The following is a 23,790-nucleotide window of genomic DNA, read 5'->3' on the forward strand; positions in this document are numbered from 1 at the left end:
TCAGCCCTCGGCGAGCGCGCCGAGGCGGACCCGACCGCTGTCCAGCGGGTCGAGCACGATGGCGTACCGCTTGTCGCTCATTCCCCACGGCCGGACGGCCTTCGGGTCCAGCTCCAGCGGCTTCAGCTCACCGTTCCAGAACATCGCCACCCCGTCGCGGGTGCCGTAGAGGTTCTTCGAGTCGGACATGATCGTCGACCACCGCTCCACCACCTCGACCTTGCCGTCGGAGAGTCGGGCCAGCATCGGACCGGCCGAGGCGAACTCCCGCTTCGGCGAGACGGTCAGCGGCAACCCCGCCTTCACCACGTCGGTGGCCAGGGCGCTGGTGGCGAGCTGTTTGCCGGTGGCGGCGTCATAGAGACCAACGGTACGCCGGGCCGGGTCGGCCGTGTCACCCCAGGCGGCGATCACCCCGCGACTGGACCAGGCCACCTGCAGTTCGCCGACGGTGCCTTCGGGCGTACGCTCCGGACGCACCTGCTGCGGCGCGGTGCCCGGGTTGGCGGAGTTGATCGTCCACCCGCCCCGTGGCGGGGAGGAGAGCAGGTTGCCCTCAGGGGTGGCGGCCAGGGCGACGTGGTCGGCGGGCAGGGTGACCGGGGCGAGCGCACCGGCGGCGGTGACCAGCCAGTATTCGCTGCCGGTACTGACCAGCAGGCCACCGCCCTGGGCGTACAGCTTCGCCTTGGGCGCCAGGGTGATCGGGCGCGGTTCGGTGGAGGGACTGTCGAGCCGCCACAGCAGCAGCGTGGCGCCGTCGATGATGCCGGCCACGGGGCTGCCCTGGGTGACCGCGAGCAGCGGGCGCGCGTCACGGGAGACGCTGTTGGTGGTGCTGGTCAGCAGCGGCTGTCCGGTGTCGGCGTCCAGCACGTGCAGGGCGCCGCCCGGATCGATGTAGGCGACCCGATTGTCCACCACGGCAGGGTTTCCGATCGTCGGCAGGTCCACCGACCAGACGAAGGTGCGGGACCATCCCGGGGGTGCCGGACGGCTCAGCTCCTGCGCCGTTGCGGTCGTGGCCCCGGACCGGCTGGCCCGCTGGAACTGACTGACGCCCAGCAGCAGGATCCCGGCGACGGCGACGACTCCGATCAGCACGGCCGCGATGGCGCGGCGGCTGTTCCGCTTGCCGCGGTCGCTGTCGGACGCTGGGGTGGACGCGGGCTCGCCGTGTGGTGGATAGGTGGCAGACGGTTGCGAACCCGGATAGGGCGCGGACGCCTGCGACATCGGATACTGCGCCGAGGCCTGCGACATCGGATACGGCGCGGACGCCTGCGACATCGGATACGGCGCGGACGCCTGCGACATCGGATACGGCGCCGAGGCCTGCGACATCGGATACGGCGCCGAGGCCTGCGACACCGGGGTCTGCTGCACCTGGTAGGCCGAGGCGGGGTGGTGCGCCGACCCGGGCGGCTGCATCGGGTCCGGGCCGGGCATCACCGGTTGCGGAGGTGGCGGCTGCTCGGGATGGCCCGGTCCGAGCACGAACCGTTGCGGCGGCTCCGGCTCGGGGAAGGACAGGTTGGTTCGATCCTCCGGCGGGGGCTGCTGCTGATAGCCGTCGGCGGGCGGGAATGGGGCGTACCCCTGCTGCGAATACTGCCCCTGCTGCGATTGGAAATCCTGCTGCGGTTGGAAATCCTGCTGCGGATACTGCTCCTGGTGGGCGTACCGCTGCTGACCGTGCTGGTCGGGTTGACCATACTGGTCGAGCTGGTTCCCGCCCGGCCCCCACTGCTGCCCGTAGGGCGGCGGGTTGGCGCCCGGCGCCCAGGGGGATTCCTCGAGCTGCTGGGGCTGGTACCAGTGGGCGTCGGACCGGTTCGGATGACCCTCCTGGCCTTCAGAAGAGTTCATCCGTCACCGTGCTTTCGGTTCACGCAGTCACCTGGGGGATGGCGACGAGCGCGGTCAGCGAGTACGCCGACGCGAGACCGCGCGCTGGCGGCGCTGCGACACCACGGCAGCGGGACGCTGCTGGGCGGTGGCCGCGGTGCCGTCGTCGGTGGTACCGCTCGACTGCTGGGTGGTGGTGCCGGTCGTGGTCGTCGCGGCCGGCTTCGGCGTCGCCGTGGTCGTCGCCCCGGCCGTGGCCCGCTTGGTGGTAGCCGCCTTGGTGGCCGTGGCCGAAGTAGTCGCCTTGGTTGTGCTCGAGGAGGACGCCTTGGCAGTGGCCGGACGCGGGGTGGCTGTCGCGCTGCTGGACGCCTTCACCGTCGCCGCCTTGGCCGTGGATGTGCTGGCGGACGAAGATGCACTCGCCGTTGCGCTTGCGCTCTGGGTCGGCGTGACCGGCGTGTCCGGCTTCCCATCCTGGCTCGGCGTAGCGGTCGGGGTCGGGGTCGGGGTCGCACTCGGGCTCGCACTCGGAGAGGGGCTCGGGGTCGGAGCCTGTGACGGTGCCGGCTGGAAGGTGGGGGGCGGTTGAACGCCAGTGGGCGACCAAGCGTCCAGTACCCCTTCGCTCGGGAACCAAGGCTCCTCATAGCCGAAGTCACTGGGCGTCACGGTTCCGCTGATCGTGCCGTCCTTGCCCTTGAGGCCCGAGGGCTTCCCGTTGACAGTCACATCGATACGCCCATTCGGGTGCACGACCACGCTAAGCGTGATGGACCGCTTCGCTCCAGTCGTGTCGGTGATCTCATACCGGAGGAAGTACACCCCCGGCAGGCGAGGCGCTTCCACAGAGAGAGCGAGACTCTTGCCGTCATCGGAGAACTGGGCGGTGGCATTGCCGAACTCGATCAGAGTGGGATCGGGCGTTTCCGGCGGGTTCGTGGTGGGCGGGTTGGTGACCGGGGGCCGCGTCGTGGTCGGGTTGCTGCCAGGGTGGGTGGGCACTGGAGGAACGCTGCCGGTACCGGGGCCGGGCTGGGTCGTCACGCTGCCAGGGCCGGGCTGGGTGGTCACGCTGCCGGTCGCCTGCGGACCGGGCTGGGTGCCACCGGTCTGGCTTCCCCCGGAGTCGTTACCGACGGGCTGGGCGGAGTCGCCCTCGGGGGCGGCGGGGCCGACGGGCACGGGGGCCAGGGTGGCGGGGCCGGACGCAGCGGTGGTCGGAGCAGCGGTCGAGCCGCCGGGGGCCGGGGTGGCACCCGGGTCGCGACCGGGGCCCTGGCTGCCGTCGGAGCCGGAGGTGTCGCGGCCGACACCGCCGCCGGTCTCGTCCTCGCTGCCGGGCCGCTGACCGGAGGTGCCGGGGTCAGCGGTCGGGTCGGTCGCCGGAGGAGTCGCGCCACCGGGCGGCGGGGTGGTCGAGCGTCCCGAGGTGGAGGGGCCAGAGGAGGTCGAGCTACCGGGGGCGATCGTCTGCTGAGCCGTCGGGTTGGTCTCCTCAGACTTCTTGTCACCGGTGAAGGCGATCGCTCCTGCGATCAGCATGACCAGGGCGACGACTGCTGAGAGCGTCCACCCGATCAGTCCCTTGCGCGAGGCGCTGTTCTCAGCCACGTCCCAAATCCCCTCATCTGCGGCAGACGGCCGTATTCGTCCACCGGCGACCCTAGTGCACCCGGGGTCACAGTCCGGTGAACCCCGAGAGACTTCTCAGTTACGCGCGCAATCCGAGTGTCCAGCCGGTCAGAAGGCAAACTCCGGCATGCCCTGACTTTTCAGGGTGGAACTGCGTCCCGGCCAGCGCTCCCTGCTCCACCGCGGCCACGAAACGATCCGACTCCACCTCGCACCAGGTCGCCCGCTCCAGGCCCTCGTCGCGGCGTACCCCGTAGCTGTGCACGAAATAGAACCGCTCGTCCCCCAGCTCCGCGAACAGCGCCGACCCCTCGGCCGCGCGGACGGTGTTCCAGCCCATGTGCGGCAGCCGCTGCACCTGCAACCGCTCCACCTTTCCGGGGAGTACGCCGACTCCAGCGGTCCGCTCGCCGTGCTCGATCCCCTCGGTGAACAGGATCTGGAACCCCACACAGATGCCCAGCACCGGCCGCCCGGCCGCCACCCGCTGCCGGATCACCTCATCGCCCCCGACCCGCCGAAGCCCCGCCATGCAGGCCGCGAACGCGCCCACCCCGGGCACCACCAACCCGTCGGCGGCCAGCGCCTCGTCGGGGTCGCTGGTCAGGCTCACCTCCACCCCGGTGCGGGCCATCGCCCGGTACGCCGAGCGCAGGTTCCCCGAGCCGTAGTCGAGGATCGCGACCCGTGGCGCGGCGTCGCTCACAGGGCGCCCTTGGTGCTCGGCACCCCGGACACCCGCGGGTCGGGCTCGATCGCCGTCCGCAGCGCCCGCGCCAACGCCTTGATCTGCGCCTCGACGATGTGGTGCGGGTCGCGGCCGCGGACCAGCGCCAGGTGGATGCACAGCCCCGCGTTGTGTGCCAGGGTCTCCACGATGTGTCGGGTCATCGAGCCGACATAGGGCGTACCGGGGCGTCCGTCGGGGGTCGGCCCGCCGCCGATCAACACGTACGCCTGACCCTCCGGCTCGCCGGTGTGCACGCAGTAGGGCCGCCCGGCGACGTCGACCACGCAGGTCGCCAGCGCCTCGTCCAGCGGTACCGCGGCGTCACCGAAACGCCGGATCCCGGACTTGTCACCGAGCGCCTTGCCCAGCGCCTGGCCGAGCACGATCGCGGTGTCCTCGACCACGTGGTGGGCGTCGATCCACACGTCGCCGGTGGCCTCGATGCTCAGGTCGATCAGCGAGTGCTTGGCCAGCGAGGTGAGCAGGTGGTCATAGAAACCGACCCCGGTGCTGACGTCGGCCCGGCCGCTGCCGTCCAGGTCGACGCTGACGCTGACCTGTGACTCCGAGGTCCTGCGTTCGATCGTTGCGGTACGCATTCAGCGCTCCCTCTCCGGTCCCTGAGCCTGTCGAAGGGACTCCAATTTCCGTGACAGCGAATCCTTGAACGCCTGCAGTTCTTCCGGCGTACCGATCGAGACCCGCAGCATCCCCTCGGGCCCGGTCTCCCGAATCAGTACGCCATCATCCAGCAGCGCCTGCCAGACCGCGTGCCGGTCGGCGAAGCGGCCGAACAGCACGAAGTTGGCGTCGCTCGGCACGACCTCCAGGCCCTGGCCGCGCAGCCAGTCGACCAGCTCGTCGCGGCCGGCCCGCAACTCGTCCACGTGGCCCATCATCTCGGCGGCGTTGTCCAGCGCCACGCAGGCGACGGCCTGGGTGACCGTCGACAGGTGGTACGGCAACCGGATGATCCGGCAGGCGTCCACCACCGCCGACGAGGCGGCCAGGTAACCGAGCCGGCCCCCGGCGAACGCGAACGCCTTGGACATGGTCCTCGACACGACCAGCCGCGGGTGCTCCGGCAGCAGCTCCAGCGCGCTCGGCGTACCCGGCCGGACGAACTCCTGGTACGCCTCGTCGACCACCACGATCCCGGGCGCGGCCTCCAGCAGAGCCCGGACGGTGTCCAGCCCGGTCGCGGTGCCGGTCGGGTTGTTCGGGGTGGTCAGCACCACCACGTCGGGGCGGTGCTGCTGCACGGCGGCCACGGCCAGCTCCGGGGTCAGCGTGAAGTCCTCGGCGCGCGGCGCGGTCAGATAGCGGGTGTGGGTGTTGCGGGCGTACTCGGGATACATCGAATACGTCGGGGTGAACGACAGCAGCGACCGCCCCGGTCCGGCGAACGCCTGCAGCAGGTGGGTCATCACCTCGTTGGACCCGTTCGCCGCCCAGATGTTCGCCAGGCCCAACCCCTGTCCGCCCTGACGTTCGTTCAGGTACGCCGCCAGTCGCGTCCGCAGCGCGCTCGCCTCCCGGTCCGGATAGCGGTTCATCCCCGCCGCCGCCTCGGCCGCCGCGGCGGCGATCTGCCCGCGCACCCGAGCACTCGGCGGATAGGGATTCTCGTTGACGTTGAGCAGCACCGGCACGTCCAACTGCGGGGCGCCGTAGGGCTCCTCCCCCACCAGCTCCGGGCGCAGCGGCAGGTCCGCCAACGTCGCCGGTCCGGCGTCCCCCATCAGTCGGCCTCCTCGTCGAAGCGCACGCTGATCGCGGCTCCGTGGGCCGGCAACTGCTCGGCCTCGGCGAAGGTCTCGACCTCCCGGCGCACCTCGGCCAGTGCCCCGCGGTCGTAGTGGATCAGGTGCACCTCACGCAGGAACGACTTCACGTTCAGCCCGCTGCTGTGCTTGGCGGCTCCGGCGGTCGGGAGCACGTGGGTCGAGCCGGCGCAGTAGTCGCCCAGCGACACCGGCGAATAGCCGCCGATGAAGATGGCGCCGGCGTTGGTCACCCGCTGGGCGAGGTCGAACGCGTTGTGGGTGTGGATCTCCAGGTGTTCGGCGGCATAGGCGTCCACGACGGCGAGACCCTGTTCAAGGTCGTCGACCAGCACCACCCCGGACTGCTCGCCGGTGAGCGCGGTGCGGATCCGCTCGACGTGCCGGGTACGCCCCAACTGCGGCTCGAGCTGGGCCTCGACCGCGGCGGCCAACTCGGCGGAATCGGTGACCAGCACCGAACCGGCCAACGGGTCGTGCTCGGCCTGGGAGATCAGGTCGGCGGCGACGTGGGCGGGGTTGGCGGAGTCGTCGGCGAGGATGGCGATCTCGGTCGGGCCCGCCTCGGAGTCGATCCCGATCTTCCCCTTCAGCAGCCGCTTGGCGGCCACGACGTAGATGTTGCCGGGGCCGGTCACCAGGTCGACCGGCTCGCACAGCCCGGGCACCCCGTGGGCGAACATCGCCACCGCCTGGGCGCCGCCCACGGCGTACACCTCGTCGATGCCGAGGATCGAGCAGAGCGCCAGGATGTTCGGGTGCGGCTCGCCACCGAACTCGACCTGCGGCGGCGAGGTGACCGCGATCGAGCCGACGCCGGCGACCTGCGCCGGGACGACGTTCATGATCACGCTCGAGGCGAGCGGGGCCAGCCCGCCGGGCACATAGAGCCCGACCCGGTTGACCGGGATCAGCTTCTGGATCACCCGGGCGCCGCGGTCCACGTCGACGGCCACCGAGGTGTCCCCCAGCTCGGCCAGGCTGACCTGACGGCGCCGCTCGATGGCCAGCTCGAAGGCTTCTCGGACCTGCGCGTCGAGTTGCTTCTCGGCCGCGGCCAGCCGCTCGACCGGCACCCGGAAGCTGTCCGGCACGACCTTGTCGAAGCGTTCCGACAGCTCGCGCAGGGCCTCCTCGCCGCGGGTGGCAACCGCCTCGACCACCGGGCGTACCGCCGCCATCGCCTGCTCCACGTCGAACGCCGCCCGCGGCACGACCTTGGACAGCTCGGCCCCGGAGCCTGCGCGATGACCGCGCAGGTCGATCACCCGCAGCAGCGCCTCGGCGGGACGGGTGGTGTTCGACTCGGTTTCAGGCACGAGGGCGATTGTACGGAGTCGGCGCGCTCGGCACCTGCGCATTCCGCGGGCGGTTCCCGGTGCCTGCCTAGGCTGTCCGCGTGAACGATGCCGAACCGGACAGCGGGCGAGGACTGACATCGGCCGAGGTCGCCCAGCGCCGCGAGGCCGGTCAGGTCAACACCCTGCCCGATCGTTCCGGGCGCTCGGTGCCGGACATCGTCCGGGCCAACGTGTTCACGCGGATCAACGCCATCCTCGGCGTGCTGCTGGTGGTGGTGCTCTCCACCGGGTCGTTCAAGAACGCGCTCTTCGGGTTGCTGATCATCGCCAACAGCGGGATCGGCATCATCCAGGAGGTGCGCGCCAAACGCACCCTGGACCGATTGGCGATCATCGGACGCGCGCACCCGCTGGTCCGCCGCGACGGAACGCTCACCCGGGTCGATCAGGACCAGCTGGTGCTCGACGAGGTGATCGAGCTCGGACCCGGGGACCAGGTCCCGGTGGACGGAGTGGTCGTCGAATCCGGATCGCTCGAGGTGGACGAGTCGATGCTGACCGGTGAGGCCGACCCGGTGGCCAAGGATCGCGGGGATTCCCTGCTCTCGGGCAGTTTCGTGGTGTCGGGGTCCGGCGCCTTCCGCGCGACCGCGGTGGGCGCCGAGGCGTACGCCGCGAAGCTGGCCGCCGAGGCGAGCCGCTTCACCCTGGTGGACTCCGAACTGCGTCGCGGGATCGACACCATCCTGCGCCTCGTCGGCCTCCTGCTGGTCCCGACCGGGATCCTCACGGTGATCGTGCAACTGTTCGTGGTGCACGCCGACCTGCGCACCGCCCTGCTCGGCATGGTCGCCGCGCTGGTGCCGATGGTGCCCGAAGGCCTGGTCCTGTTGACGTCGGTGGCGTTCGCGGTCGGGGTGGTACGCCTCGGCCGGCGGCAGTGCCTGGTCCAGGAGCTGCCCGCGATCGAGGGGCTGGCCCGGGTCGACGTGGTGTGCACCGACAAGACCGGCACGCTCACCGAGAACGGGATGCGGGTCGCCGAGATCATCCCGGTCGCCACCGACCCAGCCCATGATCCGGTCGAGCTGTTGCGCCAGCTCGCCGCCACCGACCCGCGCCCCAACGCCAGCATGGCCGCCGTGGTCGACGCCCTCGGCACGACCGAGGCCCCCTGGCCGGTCGCCGCGCTGGCGCCCTTCACCTCCGCCAGGAAGTGGTCCGGGGCCACCTTCGAATCGGGGCGCTCGCTGGTGCTCGGGGCGCCGGATGTGCTGGCGGAGCAGGGATCCCCGGCGGCACGGCGGGCCGAGGAGCTCGGGTCCCAGGGGTTGCGGGTGCTGCTGCTCGCCTCGGGCGACAACCGGGTGGACGGCGAGGCCGCCACCGTGGGACTGCTGCCGCTGGCCCTGGTCGTGCTGGAGCAGCGATTGCGGACCGATGCGGGGGAAATCCTGGACTACTTCGCCCGCCAGAACGTGTCGGTGAAGATGGTGTCCGGCGACAACGCGATCTCGGTCGGGGCGATCGCCCGTCAGGTCGAGCTGGGCTCCGACAGCCCGCCGATCGACGCGCGATCCCTGCCCCAGCAGGAATCCGAGTTCGCCGACGCGGTCACCGCCGGGAGCGTCTTCGGCCGCGTATCGCCGGAGCAGAAGCGGCAGCTGGTGCACGCCCTGCAGGGCCGCGGGCACACGGTGGCGATGACCGGTGACGGGGTCAACGACGTGCTGGCGTTGAAGGACGCCGACATCGGGGTGGCGATGGGCGCCGGGTCGGAGGCCAGCCGCGCGGTCGCCCAGATCGTGCTGCTGGACAATCGATTCGCCACCCTGCCCCACGTCGTGGCCGAGGGCCGTCGGGTGATCGGGAACATCGAACGGGTGGCCACGCTGTTCCTGACCAAGACGGTCTATTCGGTGCTGCTGGCGCTGCTGGTCGGGGCATTCACGATGCCGTTCCCATTCGTTCCACTGCACATCACCATCACCGCCTGGTTCACCATCGGGATCCCGGCCTTCCTGCTCTCGCTGGCCCCGAACGCCGAGCGGGCGCGGTCGGGGTTCGTGCGTCGGGTGATGGGTCGAGCGGTTCCCGCGGGGGTGATCATCGCCGTGGCCAGCTTCGTCACCTATCGGCTGCTGTTCTCCCGGATCGCGGCCGGGGAGGCGAGTCGGGAGCAGGTGTCCAGCGCGGTGCTGATCGTGGTGATCGCGATCGCCATGTGGGTGCTGGCCGTGGTCGCCCGTCCCTACCGCCCCTGGAAGGTGGCGCTGCTGGTGCTGAGCGTGGTGGCGTACGTCGCCATGTTCACGATTCCGGTTCTGGCGCGCTTCTTCACCCTCGACGTGGGGCGTCCGGAGATGCTGGTGGTGCCGGCGGTGGCGGCGATCATCGGCATCGTGCTGGTCGAGGTTTCCTGGCTGGTGGGGAATCGGCTGCGGGCGCGGTCGGCGTCCGGACCCGGCTGGGCCGTCCGCGGGTCAGCGGCCTAGGATCACGAAAATGGAGTCGGTGCTGCACACGTCCGCAGGCCCGGTGGAGGCCACCGTGCTGCCCGGTGAGCTCTCCCCCGTGCTCTTCTTCGGCGGTGGGCACTGCACGGCGCAGACCCCGTGCGGGCAGCAGTTGTACGCCGAACTCGGCCACACGGTGGTCACGGTGTCGCGGCCCGGTTATGGCAGGACCGGGGTGGGCCCGTTGACGGCCGCCGAGTTCGCCCCGCTGCTGGGTGAGGTGTGCGACCTGCTGGACCTGGCCGCCATCGCGGCCTGTGTCGGGGTGTCGTCCGGCGGCATGCAGGCCGTGCACGCCGCGCTGGCCATGGGTGATCGGGTGCGGTCGTTGGTGCTGCACAGTGCGGCGCCGTCGGCGCTGCCCTTTCCGGACGTACCGGCGCAGCGGGCGGCGGCCAGATTGATGTTCGCCCCCGGCACCGAGGACGCGACCTGGGCGGGGGTACGCCGCCTGGTGCGGAGCGATTCCGGGTTGCGCCGGATGCTCGGCACGCTGAGTCGGCTGCCGGCCGTGCGCTGGTGGCCCGATCTGACCGCCACCGATCTGGCCGCCGCCCGGGAAACCTTCTGCGGCATGGATTCCGGGAGCGGCTTCCTGCTCGACGTGCGCCAGGGGACCGCCGCGTTGGCGACCTTCCGGACGGCCGCCCTGGCCCGGGTGGGCGTACCCACGCTGGTCACCGGCAGCCAGCACGACGCCGGCGTGTCCTGGGCCCACGCCGAGAGCCAGGCGCGACTGATTCCCGGCGCCGAGCTGGTGGACACCGAGGCACCGACCCACTTCTTCTGGATCGGCCCCACCCGCGGCCGGGTCACCGCCGCCATCGAACGCTTCCTCGCCTGAGCTAAAAACGTTGGCTGAGCCTGTCGAAGCCACCCATGTTGGCTGAGGGTGGTGATCAGCCCTGAAAGCGCTCCCACACCCGGTGCTTCGCCAGCAGCTTGAGCAGCTCGTCACCAATCTCGGCAGCCGACCCGGAGACCACCCCCGCGGCCTGCGCGGGGACCCCGGCGGCGGTGAAGATCGCTCCGGGCTCACCGACCACGGCGATCGGCTTCGCGTGCTGGTATGCCTGACGCACCATCATCACCGCCCGCGGGTCGAGGCCGTCCAGCGGGCCGGCCACCACCCGGGCGTCCCGCGCTCGGCCGACCTCGTCGGCCGGGGCGCCCGATCCGACCAGCAGCAGGGCGTCCAGCTCCACCGCGGTGGCGGTGGCGAAGGTGCGCTGGACGGCCAGTTCGCCGCCCACCTTGGCGCCGTTGGGACCGATCAGCAGCGGCTGGGTCCCCGCCCCGAGCAGGGCCTCCACGACCGGCTGCACCTCGGCGGCCGTCGTGTCGGCGTCCACCAAGATGCCAACCATCCGTCCGTCGACGGGGTGCTCCTTGCCTAGCTGGCTGACCGCAGGCGACGGGTCGCCGAACACCGGCTTCTCAGTCGGTTCCGGGGCCGGCAGGCCCAGCCCGGCGGCGACCTCGGCGCACAGCCGCTGGTCGATGTTGGCCAGGCACTGCAGCTGGCGTACCCGGATGTTCTCCTCGTAGCACTTGCTCAGCTCGAAGGTGTACGCGCCGATCACGTGCTCCTGCTCCACCTCGGTGAGCGAAGAGAAGAAGAGCCCGACCTGGCTGAAGTGGTCGTCGAAGGAGGCCGACTGCTCGCGTACCTTGCGGCCCTGGACCGGCTGCGGCACGTCGATGAACGCGCCCTGGTCGGCCCCGGCGACGAACGGACAGCCGCCGTCCAGCGAGTTCGGCCGATAGGGGGCGACCCCGCCGGGCACGGCGTCCTGGTGGAACCCGTCGCGCAGCATGTCGTTCACCGGCGCGTGCGGCCGGTTGATCGGGATCTGCGAGAAGTTGGGTCCGCCCAGCCGGGTGAGCTGGGTGTCCAGGTAGGAGAAGAGCCGGCCCTGCAGCAGCGCGTCGTTGCTGACGTCGATCCCGGGGACCAGGTGGCCGGGGTGGAAGGCGACCTGCTCGGTCTCAGCGAAGTAGTTGGTCGGGTTGGCGTTCAGCGTCATCGTACCGATCACCTGCACCGGCGCCAGCTCTTCGGGGATGAACTTGGTCGGGTCGAGCAGGTCGATCCCCTCGAACATCTGGTCTTCGGTGTCGGGGAACACCTGGATACCCAGGTCCCACTCCGGGAACGCTCCAGCCTCGATGGCGTCGGCCAGGTCACGGCGGTGGTAGTCGGGGTCGGCACCGTTGAGCAGCAGCGCCTCTTCCCAGGTCACGGAGTGTACGCCGAGCCGCGGCTTCCAGTGGAACTTCACCAGCGAGGTTTCGCCCGCCTCGTTGACCAGGGTGAACGTGTGGACGCCGAACCCCTCCATCATCCGGTAGGAGCGCGGGATGCCCCGGTCGGACATGTTCCACATGGTGTGCGCCTGGGCCTCGGTGTGCAGGGAGACGAAGTCCCAGAAGGTGTCGTGGGCGCTCTGCGCCTGCGGGATCTCCCGGTCGGGCTGCGGTTTGACCGAGTGCACGACGTCGGGGAACTTGATCGCGTCCTGGATGAAGAAGACGGGGATGTTGTTCCCGACCAGGTCGTAGACGCCTTCGCTGGTGTAGAACTTCGTCGCGAAACCGCGGGTGTCGCGGACCGTGTCGGCCGAGCCGCGCGAACCGGCCACGGTGGAGAACCGGACGAAGACCGGGGTCTCCACCCCCTTGGCCAGGAAGGCGGCGCGGGTCAGCTTGCTGGCGGCCCCGTTGGCGACGAAGGTGCCGTGCGCGGCGGCGCCGCGGGCGTGCACGGCGCGCTCGGGGATGCGCTCGTGGTCGAAGTGCATGATCTTCTCGCGCAGGTGGTGGTCCTGCAGCAGGACCGGGCCGCGCGGGCCAGCCTTGAGGGAGTGATCGGTGTCGCCGAGGCGTACGCCCTGGGCGGTGGTCAGGTGGGCTCCCTGCTGATCGCGGCAACCCGGTACGCCGGTCGGTCCGCCATCGGCCGGAGCGGCCTGATCGGGCTTGGGCGGGAGCGGTTCGCGGGGCTTGGTGGGCTCGGCGAGCTCGGGCGCCTCGCTGGCCGGGGCACCGGGAACGGGGGGCGGATCCTGCCGGGCCTGCTTCGACTGCGTGTTCTTCGACTTGGTCACGGCATCCTCCTGCGGAGTGGCGGGCACGCGAAACGCATGCTGAGCACACCACGCTACAGACCAATGTCGACTTGTCATCCCCCGGGGGGGTCCACGCTCCCGACCGGGTCGGCAGGCGGAGCCTGCGGAGCGACGCCCAAGTGTGTCGGGGAACCCGTCGAGAGGGGGCCATCCGGCGCGTGACTGGAGTGGCCAAAGTTTTTCGAACTTTTTCTGCCCACACAGCCGTTTCGGGCCGTTTCGGGGTCGGACTGTCAGACCCGGCTGATGTGATTGGACCATGAGCACAGCAGCCGACACCCCAGCGGTGATCACCGCGGTGTCGATGCTGCCCGAGCTCGACAACCTCGCACTGCTCACCGACGAAGAAGTCCTCGCCCTGATCGAGAGGGCCGATGCCCAGGTTGCCGCGGCCCAGGCCGCTCGCGCGCAGCTGGTCGCCGAGGCGCAGCAGCGCGAAGCCGCCGAACGACTGCACCTGTGCTCGACCGCCACGTTCCTGACTCGGCAGCATCGCCACAGCAGCCGCGAGGCACGCCGGATCGTGAAGCAGGCAACGACTCTGTTCGGCCGCCTCAGCCTGATCGCCGAGGCCGCGTGCGCCGGGCTGCTGTCGGACAGCCAGGTCCGCGGCATCCTCAACGGGCTTCAGAACCTCCCCGAGACACTGTCTTCGGCGGAGTTGGATCGGGCGCAGGAGCTGATGGTCGGGTTCGCCGCCGACTTCGCCCCCGACGACCTGCGCAAACTCTCCCTGCACGTCCGCCAGACCATCGATCCCGACGGCACCGACGCCGCCGAGGCGGCGCGGTTGGAGGCCGAACGCCTGCAGGCCGAGAAGAACCGCCGGCTGTCGATGGCACCCGATCACCACGGCTCCTACATCCTCGCCGGCAAACTCCCGCTCGCCGACGGGGAAGAACTCGCCGCGTTGTTGAAGGCCCACGAGTCCGCACTCTGGCGAGCGGTCACCGAGACCGACGCGGTCGCGCCGACCCGGGCGCAAATGCGAGCCGACGCGTTGATGATCCTCATCCGCCGCGCCGCGAAGGTCGGGGACGCACCCCGCAACGGCGGCGATCGACCCCGAATCTCTGTGCTGGTGTCGTTGGAGACGCTCCGCACGGGTCTGGGTACGGCGCAGGTGTCATGCGGGGAACACCTCTCCGCCACCGACGTGCGCCGCCTCGCCTGTGATGCCGACATCCTGCCGATCGTGATGAACGGCAAAGGCGTCCCGATGGAGGTCGGTACGCCGCACCGCCTGGTCACCCCAGAGATCCGTGCCGCTCTCGTCGCCCGCGACAAGGGCTGCGTGTTCCCCGGCTGCACCCATCCGCCCGAGGACTGCGAAGCCCACCACATCCAACCGTGGTGGGCGCTCGGCCCCACGAAACTGTGGAACCTGGTGCTGCTGTGCCCCCGCCACCACCGCCAGGTCGAACCCGCCCGCGACCGACCCTGGAACGCAGACAACCCCGAACGCTGGGCCATCCGCCTCGACCCCGACGGGTTGCCGTTCGTCATCCCTCCGACCCTGTTCGACCTCCATCGCAAGCCGATCCGCCATGCCCGTTTCCGATACCCCGGGCCCGATGACCCCCACGCCCCCTGAGCGACCGGGTTCCCCTCGACACGGGGAACGGGAGGCAGCGGAGACCAGTGACCAATGAGGTTGAAGTCTCAGGGCACTCACAGGCCACGGTCACAATTGTCGACTAAGCTTACCGGAGGTCAGCACCCCCGCTGGCCGAGGGATCGGAGGGTGATGATGTCGGTGCACCTCATCTCGGACGGTTCGGCCCACTCGGTGCCGGATGACTGGAACAGCGGTGACCGCCTCTATTTCGACGACGCGACCCTGGGCCGCCTCTGCGACGGCCCTCTCCCGGGCCTGAACGACCTGGTGGTGACGATCAGCCTCGCCCAGCTGGTGCGCGCCGAGTACATGACGCCCAACGTCGAGCTGGGGCGTACCCTCAGCGACGAGCAGGTTGCCGCCGCACACCTCGCCCTGATCGCCTCCACCGCGCGCCACGGACTGATCCTCGATCTGCCCTGGCGGGACAGGGCGAGCTTCGAGGCGTACCGATTGGCTCACGGCCACCAGGGCTGGACGGGTCGCCGTACCCTGGTGGCCGAGTTCTTCTCCCCGATCATGGACCGGCTCCAGGAGCTCGAGAACGAGCGCTTCCTCTCGGCCCTGCGCCGGGCCGCGCTCCGCTGATCAGCCGGCCGATCAGCCCAGCGTGGCCGTGTCGATCACGAAGCGGTACCGCACGTCGGAGGCGACCACCCGGTCCCACGCCTCGTTGACCTTGTCCGCCGAGATCACCTCGATCTCCGCCCCGAGCCCCTTCTCGGCGCAGAAGTCGAGCATCTCCTGGGTCTCGGCGATCCCGCCGATTAGCGACCCGGCGAACGAACGCCGCCCCGTGATCAGCGAGAACGCCTGCACCGGCATCGGCTCCGGCGGCGCACCCACGTTGACCAGCGACCCGTCGACGGCCAGCAGCTCCAGATAGCCCTTGAGATCCAGCTGGGCGCTCACGGTGTTGATGATCAGGTCGAACGTTCCGGCGAGCTTGTCGAAGGTGTCCGGGTCGCTGGTGGCGTAGTAGTCCGTGGCCCCCAGCCGCAGCCCGTCCTCCTGCTTCTTCAGCGACTGGGACAGCACGGTCACCTCGGCACCCATCGCCGCGGCGATCTTCACCGCCATGTGCCCGAGCCCGCCGAGTCCCACCACGGCCACCTTCTTGCCCGGGCCGGCACCCCAGTGCCGCAGCGGCGAATAGGTGGTGATCCCGGCGCACAGCAGCGGCGCGGCCTCGTCCAGCTCGATCCCCTCGGGGATGCGTACGACGAAGTCCTCGTCCACCACCACGTGGGTCGAATAGCCGCCCTGGGTCATCGTGCCGTCGCGGTCCGTGCCGCCGTAGGTGTCGACGAATCCCTGTTCGCAGTACTGCTCATTCCCCGCCCTGCAATGCTGGCACTCGCGGCAGGAGTTCACCATGCAGCCGACCCCGACCCGGTCGCCGACCTTGTGCCGGGTCACCGCGGAGCCGACCTCGGCGACGACGCCGGCGATCTCGTGGCCGGTCACCAGCGGATAGCTCACCTTGCCCCACTCGGCGCGGGCGGTGTGGATGTCGGAGTGGCAGACCCCGGCGAACCTGATGTCGATCAGGACGTCCTTCGGTCCGACGTCGCGCCGCTCGATGGTGGTCGGCACCAGCGGATCGGTCGCGGACGTGGCTGCGTAGGCGTTGACGGTCAGCATGTGTTCCTCCTGGTACGCCCTCCCGGGCGCGTTGCGTGCGTACGCCCGAAGGCGCAGTCGTGCGGTCGGTCCCCAGTCAACCAACTCCGGTCAACAGGTGGGCGACCCGTCCACCGCTGCGTCGGGGCGTGGAACAATCGCGGCCATGTCGCTGATACCGGGTCTTGTGAGCTTCGTCGGCCTCGGGACCGTTGTCAACGTGGGCACGGTGGTGGTCGGTTCGCTGATCGGCATGGCACTCGGGCACCGGCTCCCCGAACGTACCCGCGACACCGTCACCGACGCGCTCGGCCTGGTCACCCTGCTGATCGGCGCGCTGTCGGCGATCGACGTGACCAGCCAGGTGCTCAAGGACCGGGTGGGCGCCTCGGCCCCGGTACTGATCGTGCTGGGCTCGCTGCTGATCGGCGGCATCGTCGGCTCCCTGGTCGACCTGGAACGGCGACTGGAAAACCTGGGTGACTGGTTGCGGGCCCGGCTCAGCCGCGGCAGCAGCTCCGACGCCCCCGACCAGCACGGCGTCGATCCGGTGACCGGGGCCGCACACCTGAGCGCGCGAGAACGGTTCATCGAGGGGTTTGTGACCGCCTCGCTGATCTTCTGCATCGGCCCACTGACCATCCTCGGGTCGCTCTCCGACGGCCTCGGGCGGGGCGCTGACCAGTTGATCCTGAAGGCGGTGCTCGACGGGTTCGCCTCGATCGCGTTCGCCGCCTCGCTCGGGGTCGGCGTGCTCGCCTCGGCGCTGGTGGTGGCCGTGGTGCAGGGTCTGATCACCCTGCTCGGCTTCGCGATCGGCGACTTCCTGCCCGAGCCGCACCTGCTGGCGCTCACCGCGACCGGCGGACTGATGCTGGTCGGGCTCGGCTTCCGACTGCTGAACATCCGCCAACTGCCGGTCGGCAACCTGCTCCCCGCCCTGCTGGTGGCACCACTGCTCGTCCAACTCGTGGCCTCGCTGCGCTGATGGGCGGGCGTCGTTCCTCCGGTACGCCGGCCACGGTCGCCCTCGACCGGGCGAAGGTGGCCTATCGGCTGCACCCCTACGACCACCAGGACACCGCCACCCACTACGGCGAGGAGGCGGCCGCCGCCCTCGGCGTACCGAAGGAGCGGCTGTTCAAGACACTCCTCGCCGAACTGCCCACCGGGGAGCTGGTCACCGCGATCGTGCCGGTCGCCGGGATGCTCGACCTCAAGGCGCTGGCCGTCGCGGTCGGCGCCAAGAAGGCCGCGCTGGCCGACCCGCGGCAGGCCGAACGGGCGACCGGCATGGTGGTCGGCGGGATCTCCCCGATCGGTCAACGGCTGCGTCACCGCATCGTGCTCGACGAGTCGGCCCGCGCCTTCGACACCGTGTTCTGCTCGGCCGGCCGCCGTGGCCTGCAGCTCGAACTCTCCCCGGAGGACCTGGCCCGGGTGACCGGCGCCGTCCTCGCCCCGATCGCCCGTTAGGCGAGCAGCGCCCCGACCGCGACCGCCAACGGCACCAGCAGCAGCCCCTCGGCCGCGAACCGGCGTGCGCCGACCCGCACCCCGTGCCGGCGACAGGACTGCCACCACAACACGTTGGCGAGTGACCCCCACAGCAGCACCGACGGCCCGACGTTCACCCCGACCAGCAGCGCCACCAACCCCGAACCCCCGCCGGCCCAGGGCTCCAGGGCCAGGAAAACCGGCAGGTTGTTCAGCAGATTCGCAGCCAGGGCGGCGATTCCGGCGACCGTGAGCTGACCGACGACGCCCGGCTCGACCGGTGGCAACGCCCCCGCCACCCGCTCCCCCAGCCCGGCCACCAGCCAGAACAGACCAAGCACCCCGGCGGCCACCTCGAGCGGGAACAACCGCGCCATCCGGCGCGGTGCCGCGGCCGGGTGGCGGCGTACCGCGAACGCGCACCAGACCACCAGCAGACCGCCGGCGGCGACCAGCCAAGCGGGTACGCCGGCCACCAGCAGCGGTCCCAGCGCGAGCGCGACCGACCCGGTCACCACCAGCAGCACCCGATCCGGGATCGGCTCCGGCGCCGGCACCCGATAGCGGCCGCTGAAGCGCCGCCCCCAACGCAGTCCGAGCACCAGCGCCGTCACCGCGAGCACCCCGAGCTGGGCCCGCCAGCTGGCCGCGACGAAGTCACCGCCCAGCCGTTGATGGGCCATCAGGTTGGTCAGGTTGGACACCGGCAGCAACAGACTGGCCGAGTTGGCGATCCAGATCGCGGCGAAGGCGAACGGCCTCGGATCCAGCCGCAGCCGCCGGGCCAGCGCCAGCCCGACCGGGGTGAGCAGCACCGCGGTGGTGTCCAGGCTGAGCAGCACCGTGGTCACCGTGGCGAGCGCGGCGAAGAGCCAGAACAGCGCCGTCGCCGAGCCTCGGGCCAGCCGCGCCAGCCGATCGGCGGCGACCCGGAACAGTCCCGCCTCGGCGCACAGGTCGGCGACGGGCTTGACGAGCACCAGGAACAGCAGCACCGGCCAGCCGAGCCGGGACACCCGGACCGCGGTCGCCTCGGGAACCAGCCCGCCGACGATGCCCAGCCAGCCCAGACCGAGCAGGATCCACCCCCACAGCGGTCGTCTCACCCACCTCGACAGCTGCCCCACGTCGGCCCAGTCTGGCATTCCGGGCAACCCGCGTGTCACAGACCGGCCCCCGGCGGTGTCTCCTCCACAGCAGCGCCGCACAGGCGGCGTACCGACGAAGGAGTCAGCATGGCCCGGATCAGTCTCGACCCGCCCAACACCCTGTTCACCCGGCTCGCCCGGGCATACTCCCGCCGCCGCTACGGCACCGACATCGACCCCGGCCTGGCGATGGGGCACAACCCGCGGGTGCTCGGCAGCTATGCGATCTTCGAAACCCTGGTCGAGCGCTGGCACTCGCTGGATCCGCGGCTGGGCCACCTGGCGGTGATGGCCGTCGCGCACCGACTCGGCTGCTCCTGGTGCACCGACTTCGGATTCTGGCAGTCGTACGCCGCAGGGGTCCCGGCCGAACTGCTGCGGCAGGTGCCAGACTGGCGGCGGAGCAGCGCCTTCTCCGACACCGAACGCGCGGTGCTGGCGTACGCCGAGGCGATCTGCGGTGAGGAGGACGAAGTGAGCGAGGAGATGGTGGCCGACCTGGCGCACCGGCTCGGAAAGCCCGCGCTGGTGGAGTTGACCATGCTCGCCGCCCTGGAAAACCTGCGCTCCCGGTTCAACCGCAGCCTCGGGCTGACCCGCCAGGGGTTCACCGACCGTTGCCCCGTCCCGGGGGCGGTGCAATGACCGAACCCGACGATCCGTTCAGCGAGCACCGCGCCCGAATGTTCGCGGTGGCGTACCGGATCCTGGGTTCGGTGAGCGACACCGAGGACGTGCTCCAGGACTGCTGGTTGGCCTGGCGGGAGGTCGACCCCGCCACCGTGCGCGAGCCCCGGGCATACCTGACCCGGATGGTCGCCAACCGCGCCCTGAACCGGCTGCGTACCGTGCAACGGCAGCGCGAGGTCTATCCCGGCCCGTGGCTGCCCGAGCCGGTCGCCGCCTCCCCCGGCCCCGACGAGGTGGCGGAGCTGGCCGAGTCGGCGAGCTTCGCGATGCTGGTGCTGCTGGAGCAGCTGACCCCGTTGGAGCGGGCCGCGTTCGTGCTGCGGGAGGTGTTCGCGCTGTCCCACGCCGAGGCGGCCGAGGCGTTGGAGAGCACCCCGGCTGCGGTACGCCAGCTGACCAGCCGGGCGCGGCGGCACCTGGCCGGCGACGGCCCGCCCCGGTTCGAACCGGTCGATGCCGACACCCACCGGGCCGTGGGCCGGGAGTTCGTGGCGGCCCTGCGCAGCGGTGACCCGGCTCGGGCGATCGGCCTGCTCGCCCCCGACGTGCGGCTGATCACCGACGGCGGAGGCCGCGTGCAGGCGGCGCTGCGTCCGCTGGTCGGCCCAGAGAAGTCGCTGCGGTTCCTGGCCGGGCTGGTCGAACGCTACGGAGACTTCGAGGTCGAGGAGGTGACGGCCAACGGCTGGCCGGCGCTGCTGGTGACCAGTGGCGGCCAGCCGTCGCTGGTGCAGTTCGCCCTGCGCGACGGGCGGCTCGCCGAGGTGTGGGTGCAGCGCAACCCCGAGAAGCTGACCGGGCTGGGGATCAGCGGGGCTGGATCTCCCCCATCGGGGCGAAACCGGTGACCTCCTCGGCGTCCACGTAGAGGATCTGCGGCTGCGCGGCGACGATGTCGGGCATGGTCGACATGAACTTGTCCACGTGCGGCTGGGCCATGTGCTCCTTGCCCGCCGCGTCGTCGCGGAACCCTTCGATGCAGATGAACGTGTCCGGCTCCAGCACGCTGCGGGAGAACTCGAAGAACACGTTGCCGGGTTCGGCGGTGACCGCTTCGGCGTAGTCGCGGGAGACCGACTCCCACTCGCTCAGCCTGTCGGTGCGGATCGGGAACTTCACGGTGATCAGGACCATGAGCCCCACGATACCGAGCAGGGTCAGCTCGGCTGCTCCGGGGGTTCCTCGGGGTCGGGACTGAGCGCCGACAGCAGCATGATCGGCAGACAGGCGGCGAACGGCCACATCATCAGCGCCGCCTGCGCGCGCAGGGTCAACTCGATCGGCAGCACATCCCCCGGCTTGGCCGCGGCCAACCGGGGCTCCAGCGCCCCCGGCCCGAGCAACCAGCCGAGCTGCCAGCAGGTGAGCGCCATCACCATCGATGAGCCGAGTGCCAGCGCCACCATCGGCCAGCCCAGCCCGGCGAACCAGCGCCAGACCAGCAGCCCGCAGATCAGCCCGCACACCACGCCCAGCACGACGAACCAGGCGTCGGCGGCGATGAACTCGGCCAGTCCGCGCTCCCCGGTGGCGGCGCTGCCGTCCTCGTTCACCTGATAGGTGGGCAGCCGGACCGCGTAGCGCCAGACCACCCCGGCCAGCGCACCGAGCAGCACCGAGCCGAGCCCGAGCAGGCCGATCCACAGGGTGAGCGGGCGGCGTACCGGGCGGGGTTGTCCGCGGTCGGGCCGGAAGTCGTCGGTGATCACCGGGATCGTGCCGGTGGTCACCGAGTCGCCGACGTGCTGGATGCTGGGCTGCGAGGGGTCGGTGGTGACCATCGCCTCCTGGTTGCCCCTCACACGTTCAGACATGATGGCCCCAATAATGCCTTGAGATCGGCCATCAGCGGAGGCGAGGGAGTCACCCGGAGCTGCTCATCCACCTTCCAGATGCTGGTCCGGCTGCTGCTCTGCAGCCGCAGGTGCACCTCGGTCAGCCCCGGGTGGGCGCGCAGCACCTGCCGCAGCTCCTCCACCACCGGCGGGGTGCAGCGGGTCGACGGCAGCGAGATGACGACCGGTTTGGCCGGGCCGGTGTCCACATCCGGCACGGTCAGCTCGGTGGCCATCAGCGACACGGCGTCCTCGCGGGCGCGGACGTTGCCCTTGACCCGGACCACGGTGTCGGTGGCGAGCACGGTGGAGACCAGCGAATAGACCTTCGGGAAAAGCAGCACCTCGACCGACGCCTCGAGGTCCTCCACCGTCAGGATCGCCATGGAGTCGCCGGACTTGGTGGTCTTGCGCACGATCTGGGTGATCATCCCGCAGATCGAGGTGACGGTGTCGCGCGGCCCGTCCTCGGCGACCAGCCGACCGATCGAGATCTCCCGCTCGGCCTGGAGGATGTGTTCCAGCCCCTGCAACGGGTGGTCGGACACATACAGCCCGAGCATCTCCCGCTCGAACGCCAGCTTGGTCCGCTTGTCCCAGTCAGGCAGCTCGGGCACCGGGTTGAGGGTGCTGACCGCCGACTGCGACTCGTCACCGAAGCCGGCGAACAGGTCGTCCTGGCCGTTGGCCTGGTTGCGCTTGACGTCGATCACCTGGTCGATGTTCTCCTCGAACACCTCCATCAGCGCCCGTCGCGGATGGTTCAACGAGTCGAACGCGCCGGCCTTGATCAGCGACTCCACCAGCCGCTTGTTGCACGCCTGCAGCGGCGCCTTGTCCAGGAAGTCGTTGAAGCTGGTCGCCCGGCCGTTCTCCTCGCGGGCGGCCGACATCAGCGACACCACGTTGGCGCCGACGTTGCGTACCGCGGACAGCCCGAAGCGGATGTCGGTGCCGACCGGGGTCATGTTCATCTCCGAGGAGTTCACATCCGGCGGCAGCACCCTGATCCCCATGTGCCGGCACTCCGCCAGATAGAGCCCCATCTTGTCCTTGTCGTCCTTCACCGAGGTGAGCAGGGCGGCCATGTATTCGGTCGGATAGTTCGCCTTCAGATAGGCCGTCCAGTAGGACACCAGACCGTACGCCGCCGTGTGCGCCTTGTTGAACGCATAGTCGGAGAACGGGAGCAGCACGTCCCACAGCGCCTTCACCGCCTGCTTGGAGAAGCCGTTGGCGATCATCCCGGCCTCGAAGTTGACGAACTCGGCGTCCAGCACCTCGCGCTTCTTCTTGCCCATCGCCCGGCGCAGCAGGTCGGCGCTGCCGAGGGTGTAGCCGGCGAGCTGCTGGGCGATCGCCATCACCTGCTCCTGATAGATGATCAGGCCGTAGGTGGTGCCGAGGATCTCCGAGAGCGCCTCCTCGAGCTCGGGGTGGATCGGGGTGATCGCCTGCTTGCCGTTCTTGCGCAGGGCAAAGTTGGTGTGCGCGTTCGCACCCATCGGGCCGGGGCGATACAGCGCGAGCGCCGCGGAGATGTCCTCGAAGTTGTCCGGCTGCATCAGCCGCAGCAGCGAGCGCATCCCGCCGCCGTCGAGCTGGAACACGCCCAGGGTGTCACCACGGGAGAGCAACTCATAGGTCGCCTTGTCGGTCATGTCCTTGCTGAGCGCCTCGAGGTCGAGGTCGAAGCCGCGGTTCAGGCGTACGTTCAGCAGCGCGTCGTCGAGGATGGTCAGGTTGCGCAACCCCAGGAAGTCCATCTTGACCAGACCCAGGGTTTCGCAGGTCGGATAGTCGAACTGGGTGATGATCGCCCCGTCCGCCTCCCGCTTCATCACCGGGATCACGTTCTGCAGCGGTTCGGAGGACATGATCACCCCGGCGGCGTGCACGCCCCACTGCCGCTTCAGGCCCTCGATGCCGATGCCGGTGTCGACGACGTGCTTGATCTCCGGGTCGGAGTCATAGAGCTCCCGGAACTCGGTGCCCTCCTTGTAGCGGTCGTGGGTCTCGTCGAACAGCTTCTTCAGCGGCACGTCCTTGCCCATCACCGCCGGCGGCATCGCCTTGGTGATCCGCTCCCCCATCGAGAACGGCATGCCGAGCAGCCGGGCGGAGTCCTTGACGGCCTGCTTGGCCTTGATCGTGCCGTAGGTGACGATCATCGCCACCTTGTCGGAGCCGTATTTCTCGGTGACGTAGCGGATCACCTCGGGACGGCGGCGGTCGTCGAAGTCGACGTCGAAGTCCGGCATCGACTTGCGCTCGGGGTTCAGGAACCGCTCAAAGATCAGCCCGTGCGGGATCGGGTCCAGATCGGTGATCTTCATCGCGTACGCACACATCGACCCCGCACCCGAACCACGCCCCGGACCCACCCGGATCCCGTTCTCCTTCGCCCACCGGATGAAGTCCGACACCACCAGGAAAT

At 70.3% G+C, this 23,790-nt stretch carries 20 protein-coding genes; 8 read left to right on the plus strand and 12 right to left on the minus strand.

Going from position 1 to position 23,790, the window contains the following annotated elements:
- From CGZ93_RS04340 to hisD, 6 genes are all read right to left on the minus strand, one after another.
- Positions 1-1,869: an atrophin-1 family protein gene (locus CGZ93_RS04340; protein ID WP_094362922.1), complete on the minus strand. Its 1,869-nt coding sequence runs from the start codon at positions 1,867-1,869 to the stop codon at positions 1-3.
- A gap of 54 nt (positions 1,870-1,923) precedes the next feature.
- Positions 1,924-3,462 carry a hypothetical protein gene (locus CGZ93_RS18270; protein ID WP_141211072.1) on the minus strand — a complete coding sequence of 513 codons (1,539 nt, stop codon included), beginning with the start codon at positions 3,460-3,462 and terminating at the stop codon, positions 1,924-1,926.
- Positions 3,463-3,562: 100 nt separating this feature from the next.
- Entirely contained in the window at positions 3,563-4,189 is a 627-nt protein-coding gene (gene hisH, locus CGZ93_RS04350; RefSeq protein ID WP_094362924.1) for an imidazole glycerol phosphate synthase subunit HisH, read from the minus strand.
- The gene (gene hisB, locus CGZ93_RS04355; protein WP_094362925.1) at positions 4,186-4,812 is read right to left on the minus strand and encodes an imidazoleglycerol-phosphate dehydratase HisB; all 627 of its coding nucleotides are present in this window, start codon (positions 4,810-4,812) and stop codon (positions 4,186-4,188) included. Before hisB ends, hisH begins: the two co-directional genes overlap by 4 nt.
- Positions 4,813-5,955, minus strand: a complete 1,143-nt coding sequence (locus CGZ93_RS04360; RefSeq protein ID WP_094362926.1) for a histidinol-phosphate transaminase — start codon at positions 5,953-5,955, stop codon at positions 4,813-4,815.
- On the minus strand, positions 5,955-7,274 hold the full coding sequence (gene hisD / locus CGZ93_RS04365) for a histidinol dehydrogenase (RefSeq protein WP_407643924.1): 1,320 nt from the start codon (positions 7,272-7,274) through the stop codon (positions 5,955-5,957). Before hisD ends, CGZ93_RS04360 begins: the two co-directional genes overlap by 1 nt.
- Before the next feature lie 122 nt (positions 7,275-7,396).
- On the opposite strand from hisD, the gene CGZ93_RS04370 reads away from it, so the two are divergent.
- Both CGZ93_RS04370 and CGZ93_RS04375 read left to right on the plus strand, forming a co-directional pair.
- Positions 7,397-9,793: an HAD-IC family P-type ATPase gene (locus CGZ93_RS04370; protein ID WP_094362928.1), complete on the plus strand. Its 2,397-nt coding sequence runs from the start codon at positions 7,397-7,399 to the stop codon at positions 9,791-9,793.
- Positions 9,794-9,803: 10 nt separating this feature from the next.
- Complete coding sequence (locus CGZ93_RS04375; protein ID WP_094362929.1) at positions 9,804-10,658, plus strand: alpha/beta fold hydrolase; 855 nt, start codon at positions 9,804-9,806, stop codon at positions 10,656-10,658.
- 55 nt (positions 10,659-10,713) lie between these two features.
- On the opposite strand, the gene CGZ93_RS04380 is transcribed toward CGZ93_RS04375, so the two are convergent.
- Complete coding sequence (locus CGZ93_RS04380; RefSeq protein ID WP_229117196.1) at positions 10,714-12,921, minus strand: catalase; 2,208 nt, start codon at positions 12,919-12,921, stop codon at positions 10,714-10,716.
- Between the two features lie 280 nt (positions 12,922-13,201).
- Between CGZ93_RS04380 and CGZ93_RS04385 the strand changes: the two genes are divergently transcribed.
- A complete protein-coding gene (locus CGZ93_RS04385; RefSeq protein WP_094362931.1) occupies positions 13,202-14,536 on the plus strand; it encodes an HNH endonuclease signature motif containing protein in 1,335 nt (444 codons plus the stop codon).
- 156 nt (positions 14,537-14,692) lie between these two features.
- Complete coding sequence (locus CGZ93_RS04390; RefSeq protein WP_141211073.1) at positions 14,693-15,148, plus strand: hypothetical protein; 456 nt, start codon at positions 14,693-14,695, stop codon at positions 15,146-15,148.
- A 12-nt stretch (positions 15,149-15,160) separates the two neighbouring features.
- Here CGZ93_RS04390 and CGZ93_RS04395 read toward each other — a convergent pair whose 3' ends face one another.
- Positions 15,161-16,204 (minus strand): NAD(P)-dependent alcohol dehydrogenase, encoded by a 1,044-nt coding sequence (locus CGZ93_RS04395; RefSeq protein WP_094362933.1) that lies wholly within the window; start codon positions 16,202-16,204, stop codon positions 15,161-15,163.
- 145 nt (positions 16,205-16,349) lie between these two features.
- Between CGZ93_RS04395 and CGZ93_RS04400 the strand changes: the two genes are divergently transcribed.
- Together CGZ93_RS04400 and ybaK are read left to right on the plus strand one after the other, a co-directional pair.
- Positions 16,350-17,171: a DUF554 domain-containing protein gene (locus CGZ93_RS04400; protein WP_094362934.1), complete on the plus strand. Its 822-nt coding sequence runs from the start codon at positions 16,350-16,352 to the stop codon at positions 17,169-17,171.
- Positions 17,171-17,659 carry a Cys-tRNA(Pro) deacylase gene (gene ybaK / locus CGZ93_RS04405; protein WP_094362935.1) on the plus strand — a complete coding sequence of 163 codons (489 nt, stop codon included), beginning with the start codon at positions 17,171-17,173 and terminating at the stop codon, positions 17,657-17,659. Before CGZ93_RS04400 ends, ybaK begins: the two co-directional genes overlap by 1 nt.
- Here the strand turns inward: ybaK and CGZ93_RS04410 are convergent.
- Positions 17,656-18,786: an ArsB/NhaD family transporter gene (locus CGZ93_RS04410; protein WP_176451626.1), complete on the minus strand. Its 1,131-nt coding sequence runs from the start codon at positions 18,784-18,786 to the stop codon at positions 17,656-17,658. The genes ybaK and CGZ93_RS04410 overlap by 4 nt on opposite strands.
- A 129-nt stretch (positions 18,787-18,915) precedes the next feature.
- On the opposite strand from CGZ93_RS04410, the gene CGZ93_RS04415 reads away from it, so the two are divergent.
- Together CGZ93_RS04415 and sigJ are read left to right on the plus strand one after the other, a co-directional pair.
- A complete protein-coding gene (locus CGZ93_RS04415; RefSeq protein ID WP_094362937.1) occupies positions 18,916-19,473 on the plus strand; it encodes a carboxymuconolactone decarboxylase family protein in 558 nt (185 codons plus the stop codon).
- On the plus strand, positions 19,470-20,366 hold the full coding sequence (gene sigJ, locus CGZ93_RS04420; protein ID WP_094362938.1) for an RNA polymerase sigma factor SigJ: 897 nt from the start codon (positions 19,470-19,472) through the stop codon (positions 20,364-20,366). Before CGZ93_RS04415 ends, sigJ begins: the two co-directional genes overlap by 4 nt.
- On the opposite strand, the gene CGZ93_RS04425 is transcribed toward sigJ, so the two are convergent.
- From CGZ93_RS04425 to dnaE, 3 genes are all read right to left on the minus strand, one after another.
- A complete protein-coding gene (locus CGZ93_RS04425) occupies positions 20,326-20,652 on the minus strand; it encodes a putative quinol monooxygenase (RefSeq protein ID WP_094362958.1) in 327 nt (108 codons plus the stop codon). The genes sigJ and CGZ93_RS04425 overlap by 41 nt on opposite strands.
- 23 nt (positions 20,653-20,675) lie before the next feature.
- A complete protein-coding gene (locus CGZ93_RS04430) occupies positions 20,676-21,332 on the minus strand; it encodes a hypothetical protein (RefSeq protein ID WP_141211074.1) in 657 nt (218 codons plus the stop codon).
- Positions 21,317-23,790, minus strand: a 2,474-nt coding sequence (gene dnaE, locus CGZ93_RS04435; RefSeq protein WP_094362940.1) for a DNA polymerase III subunit alpha, incomplete at its 5' end; no start/stop codon positions are given. The genes CGZ93_RS04430 and dnaE, both read right to left, overlap by 16 nt.

It is taken from the genome of Enemella dayhoffiae (assembly GCF_002250625.1).
Lineage (GTDB): Bacteria > Actinomycetota > Actinomycetes > Propionibacteriales > Propionibacteriaceae > Enemella > Enemella dayhoffiae.

Coding starts and splice junctions, on each gene's coding strand:
- CGZ93_RS04340 (WP_094362922.1), bottom strand. CDS start 1,869: ATGAACTCTTCTGAAGGCCAGGAGGGTCATCCGAACCGGTCCGACGCC.
- hisB (WP_094362925.1), bottom strand. CDS start 4,812: ATGCGTACCGCAACGATCGAACGCAGGACCTCGGAGTCACAGGTCAGC.
- CGZ93_RS04360 (WP_094362926.1), bottom strand. CDS start 5,955: ATGGGGGACGCCGGACCGGCGACGTTGGCGGACCTGCCGCTGCGCCCG.
- CGZ93_RS04375 (WP_094362929.1), top strand. CDS start 9,804: ATGGAGTCGGTGCTGCACACGTCCGCAGGCCCGGTGGAGGCCACCGTG.
- CGZ93_RS04385 (WP_094362931.1), top strand. CDS start 13,202: ATGAGCACAGCAGCCGACACCCCAGCGGTGATCACCGCGGTGTCGATG.
- CGZ93_RS04390 (WP_141211073.1), top strand. CDS start 14,693: ATGTCGGTGCACCTCATCTCGGACGGTTCGGCCCACTCGGTGCCGGAT.
- CGZ93_RS04395 (WP_094362933.1), bottom strand. CDS start 16,204: ATGCTGACCGTCAACGCCTACGCAGCCACGTCCGCGACCGATCCGCTG.
- CGZ93_RS04400 (WP_094362934.1), top strand. CDS start 16,350: ATGTCGCTGATACCGGGTCTTGTGAGCTTCGTCGGCCTCGGGACCGTT.
- ybaK (WP_094362935.1), top strand. CDS start 17,171: ATGGGCGGGCGTCGTTCCTCCGGTACGCCGGCCACGGTCGCCCTCGAC.
- CGZ93_RS04415 (WP_094362937.1), top strand. CDS start 18,916: ATGGCCCGGATCAGTCTCGACCCGCCCAACACCCTGTTCACCCGGCTC.
- sigJ (WP_094362938.1), top strand. CDS start 19,470: ATGACCGAACCCGACGATCCGTTCAGCGAGCACCGCGCCCGAATGTTC.
- CGZ93_RS04425 (WP_094362958.1), bottom strand. CDS start 20,652: ATGGTCCTGATCACCGTGAAGTTCCCGATCCGCACCGACAGGCTGAGC.
- CGZ93_RS04430 (WP_141211074.1), bottom strand. CDS start 21,332: ATGTCTGAACGTGTGAGGGGCAACCAGGAGGCGATGGTCACCACCGAC.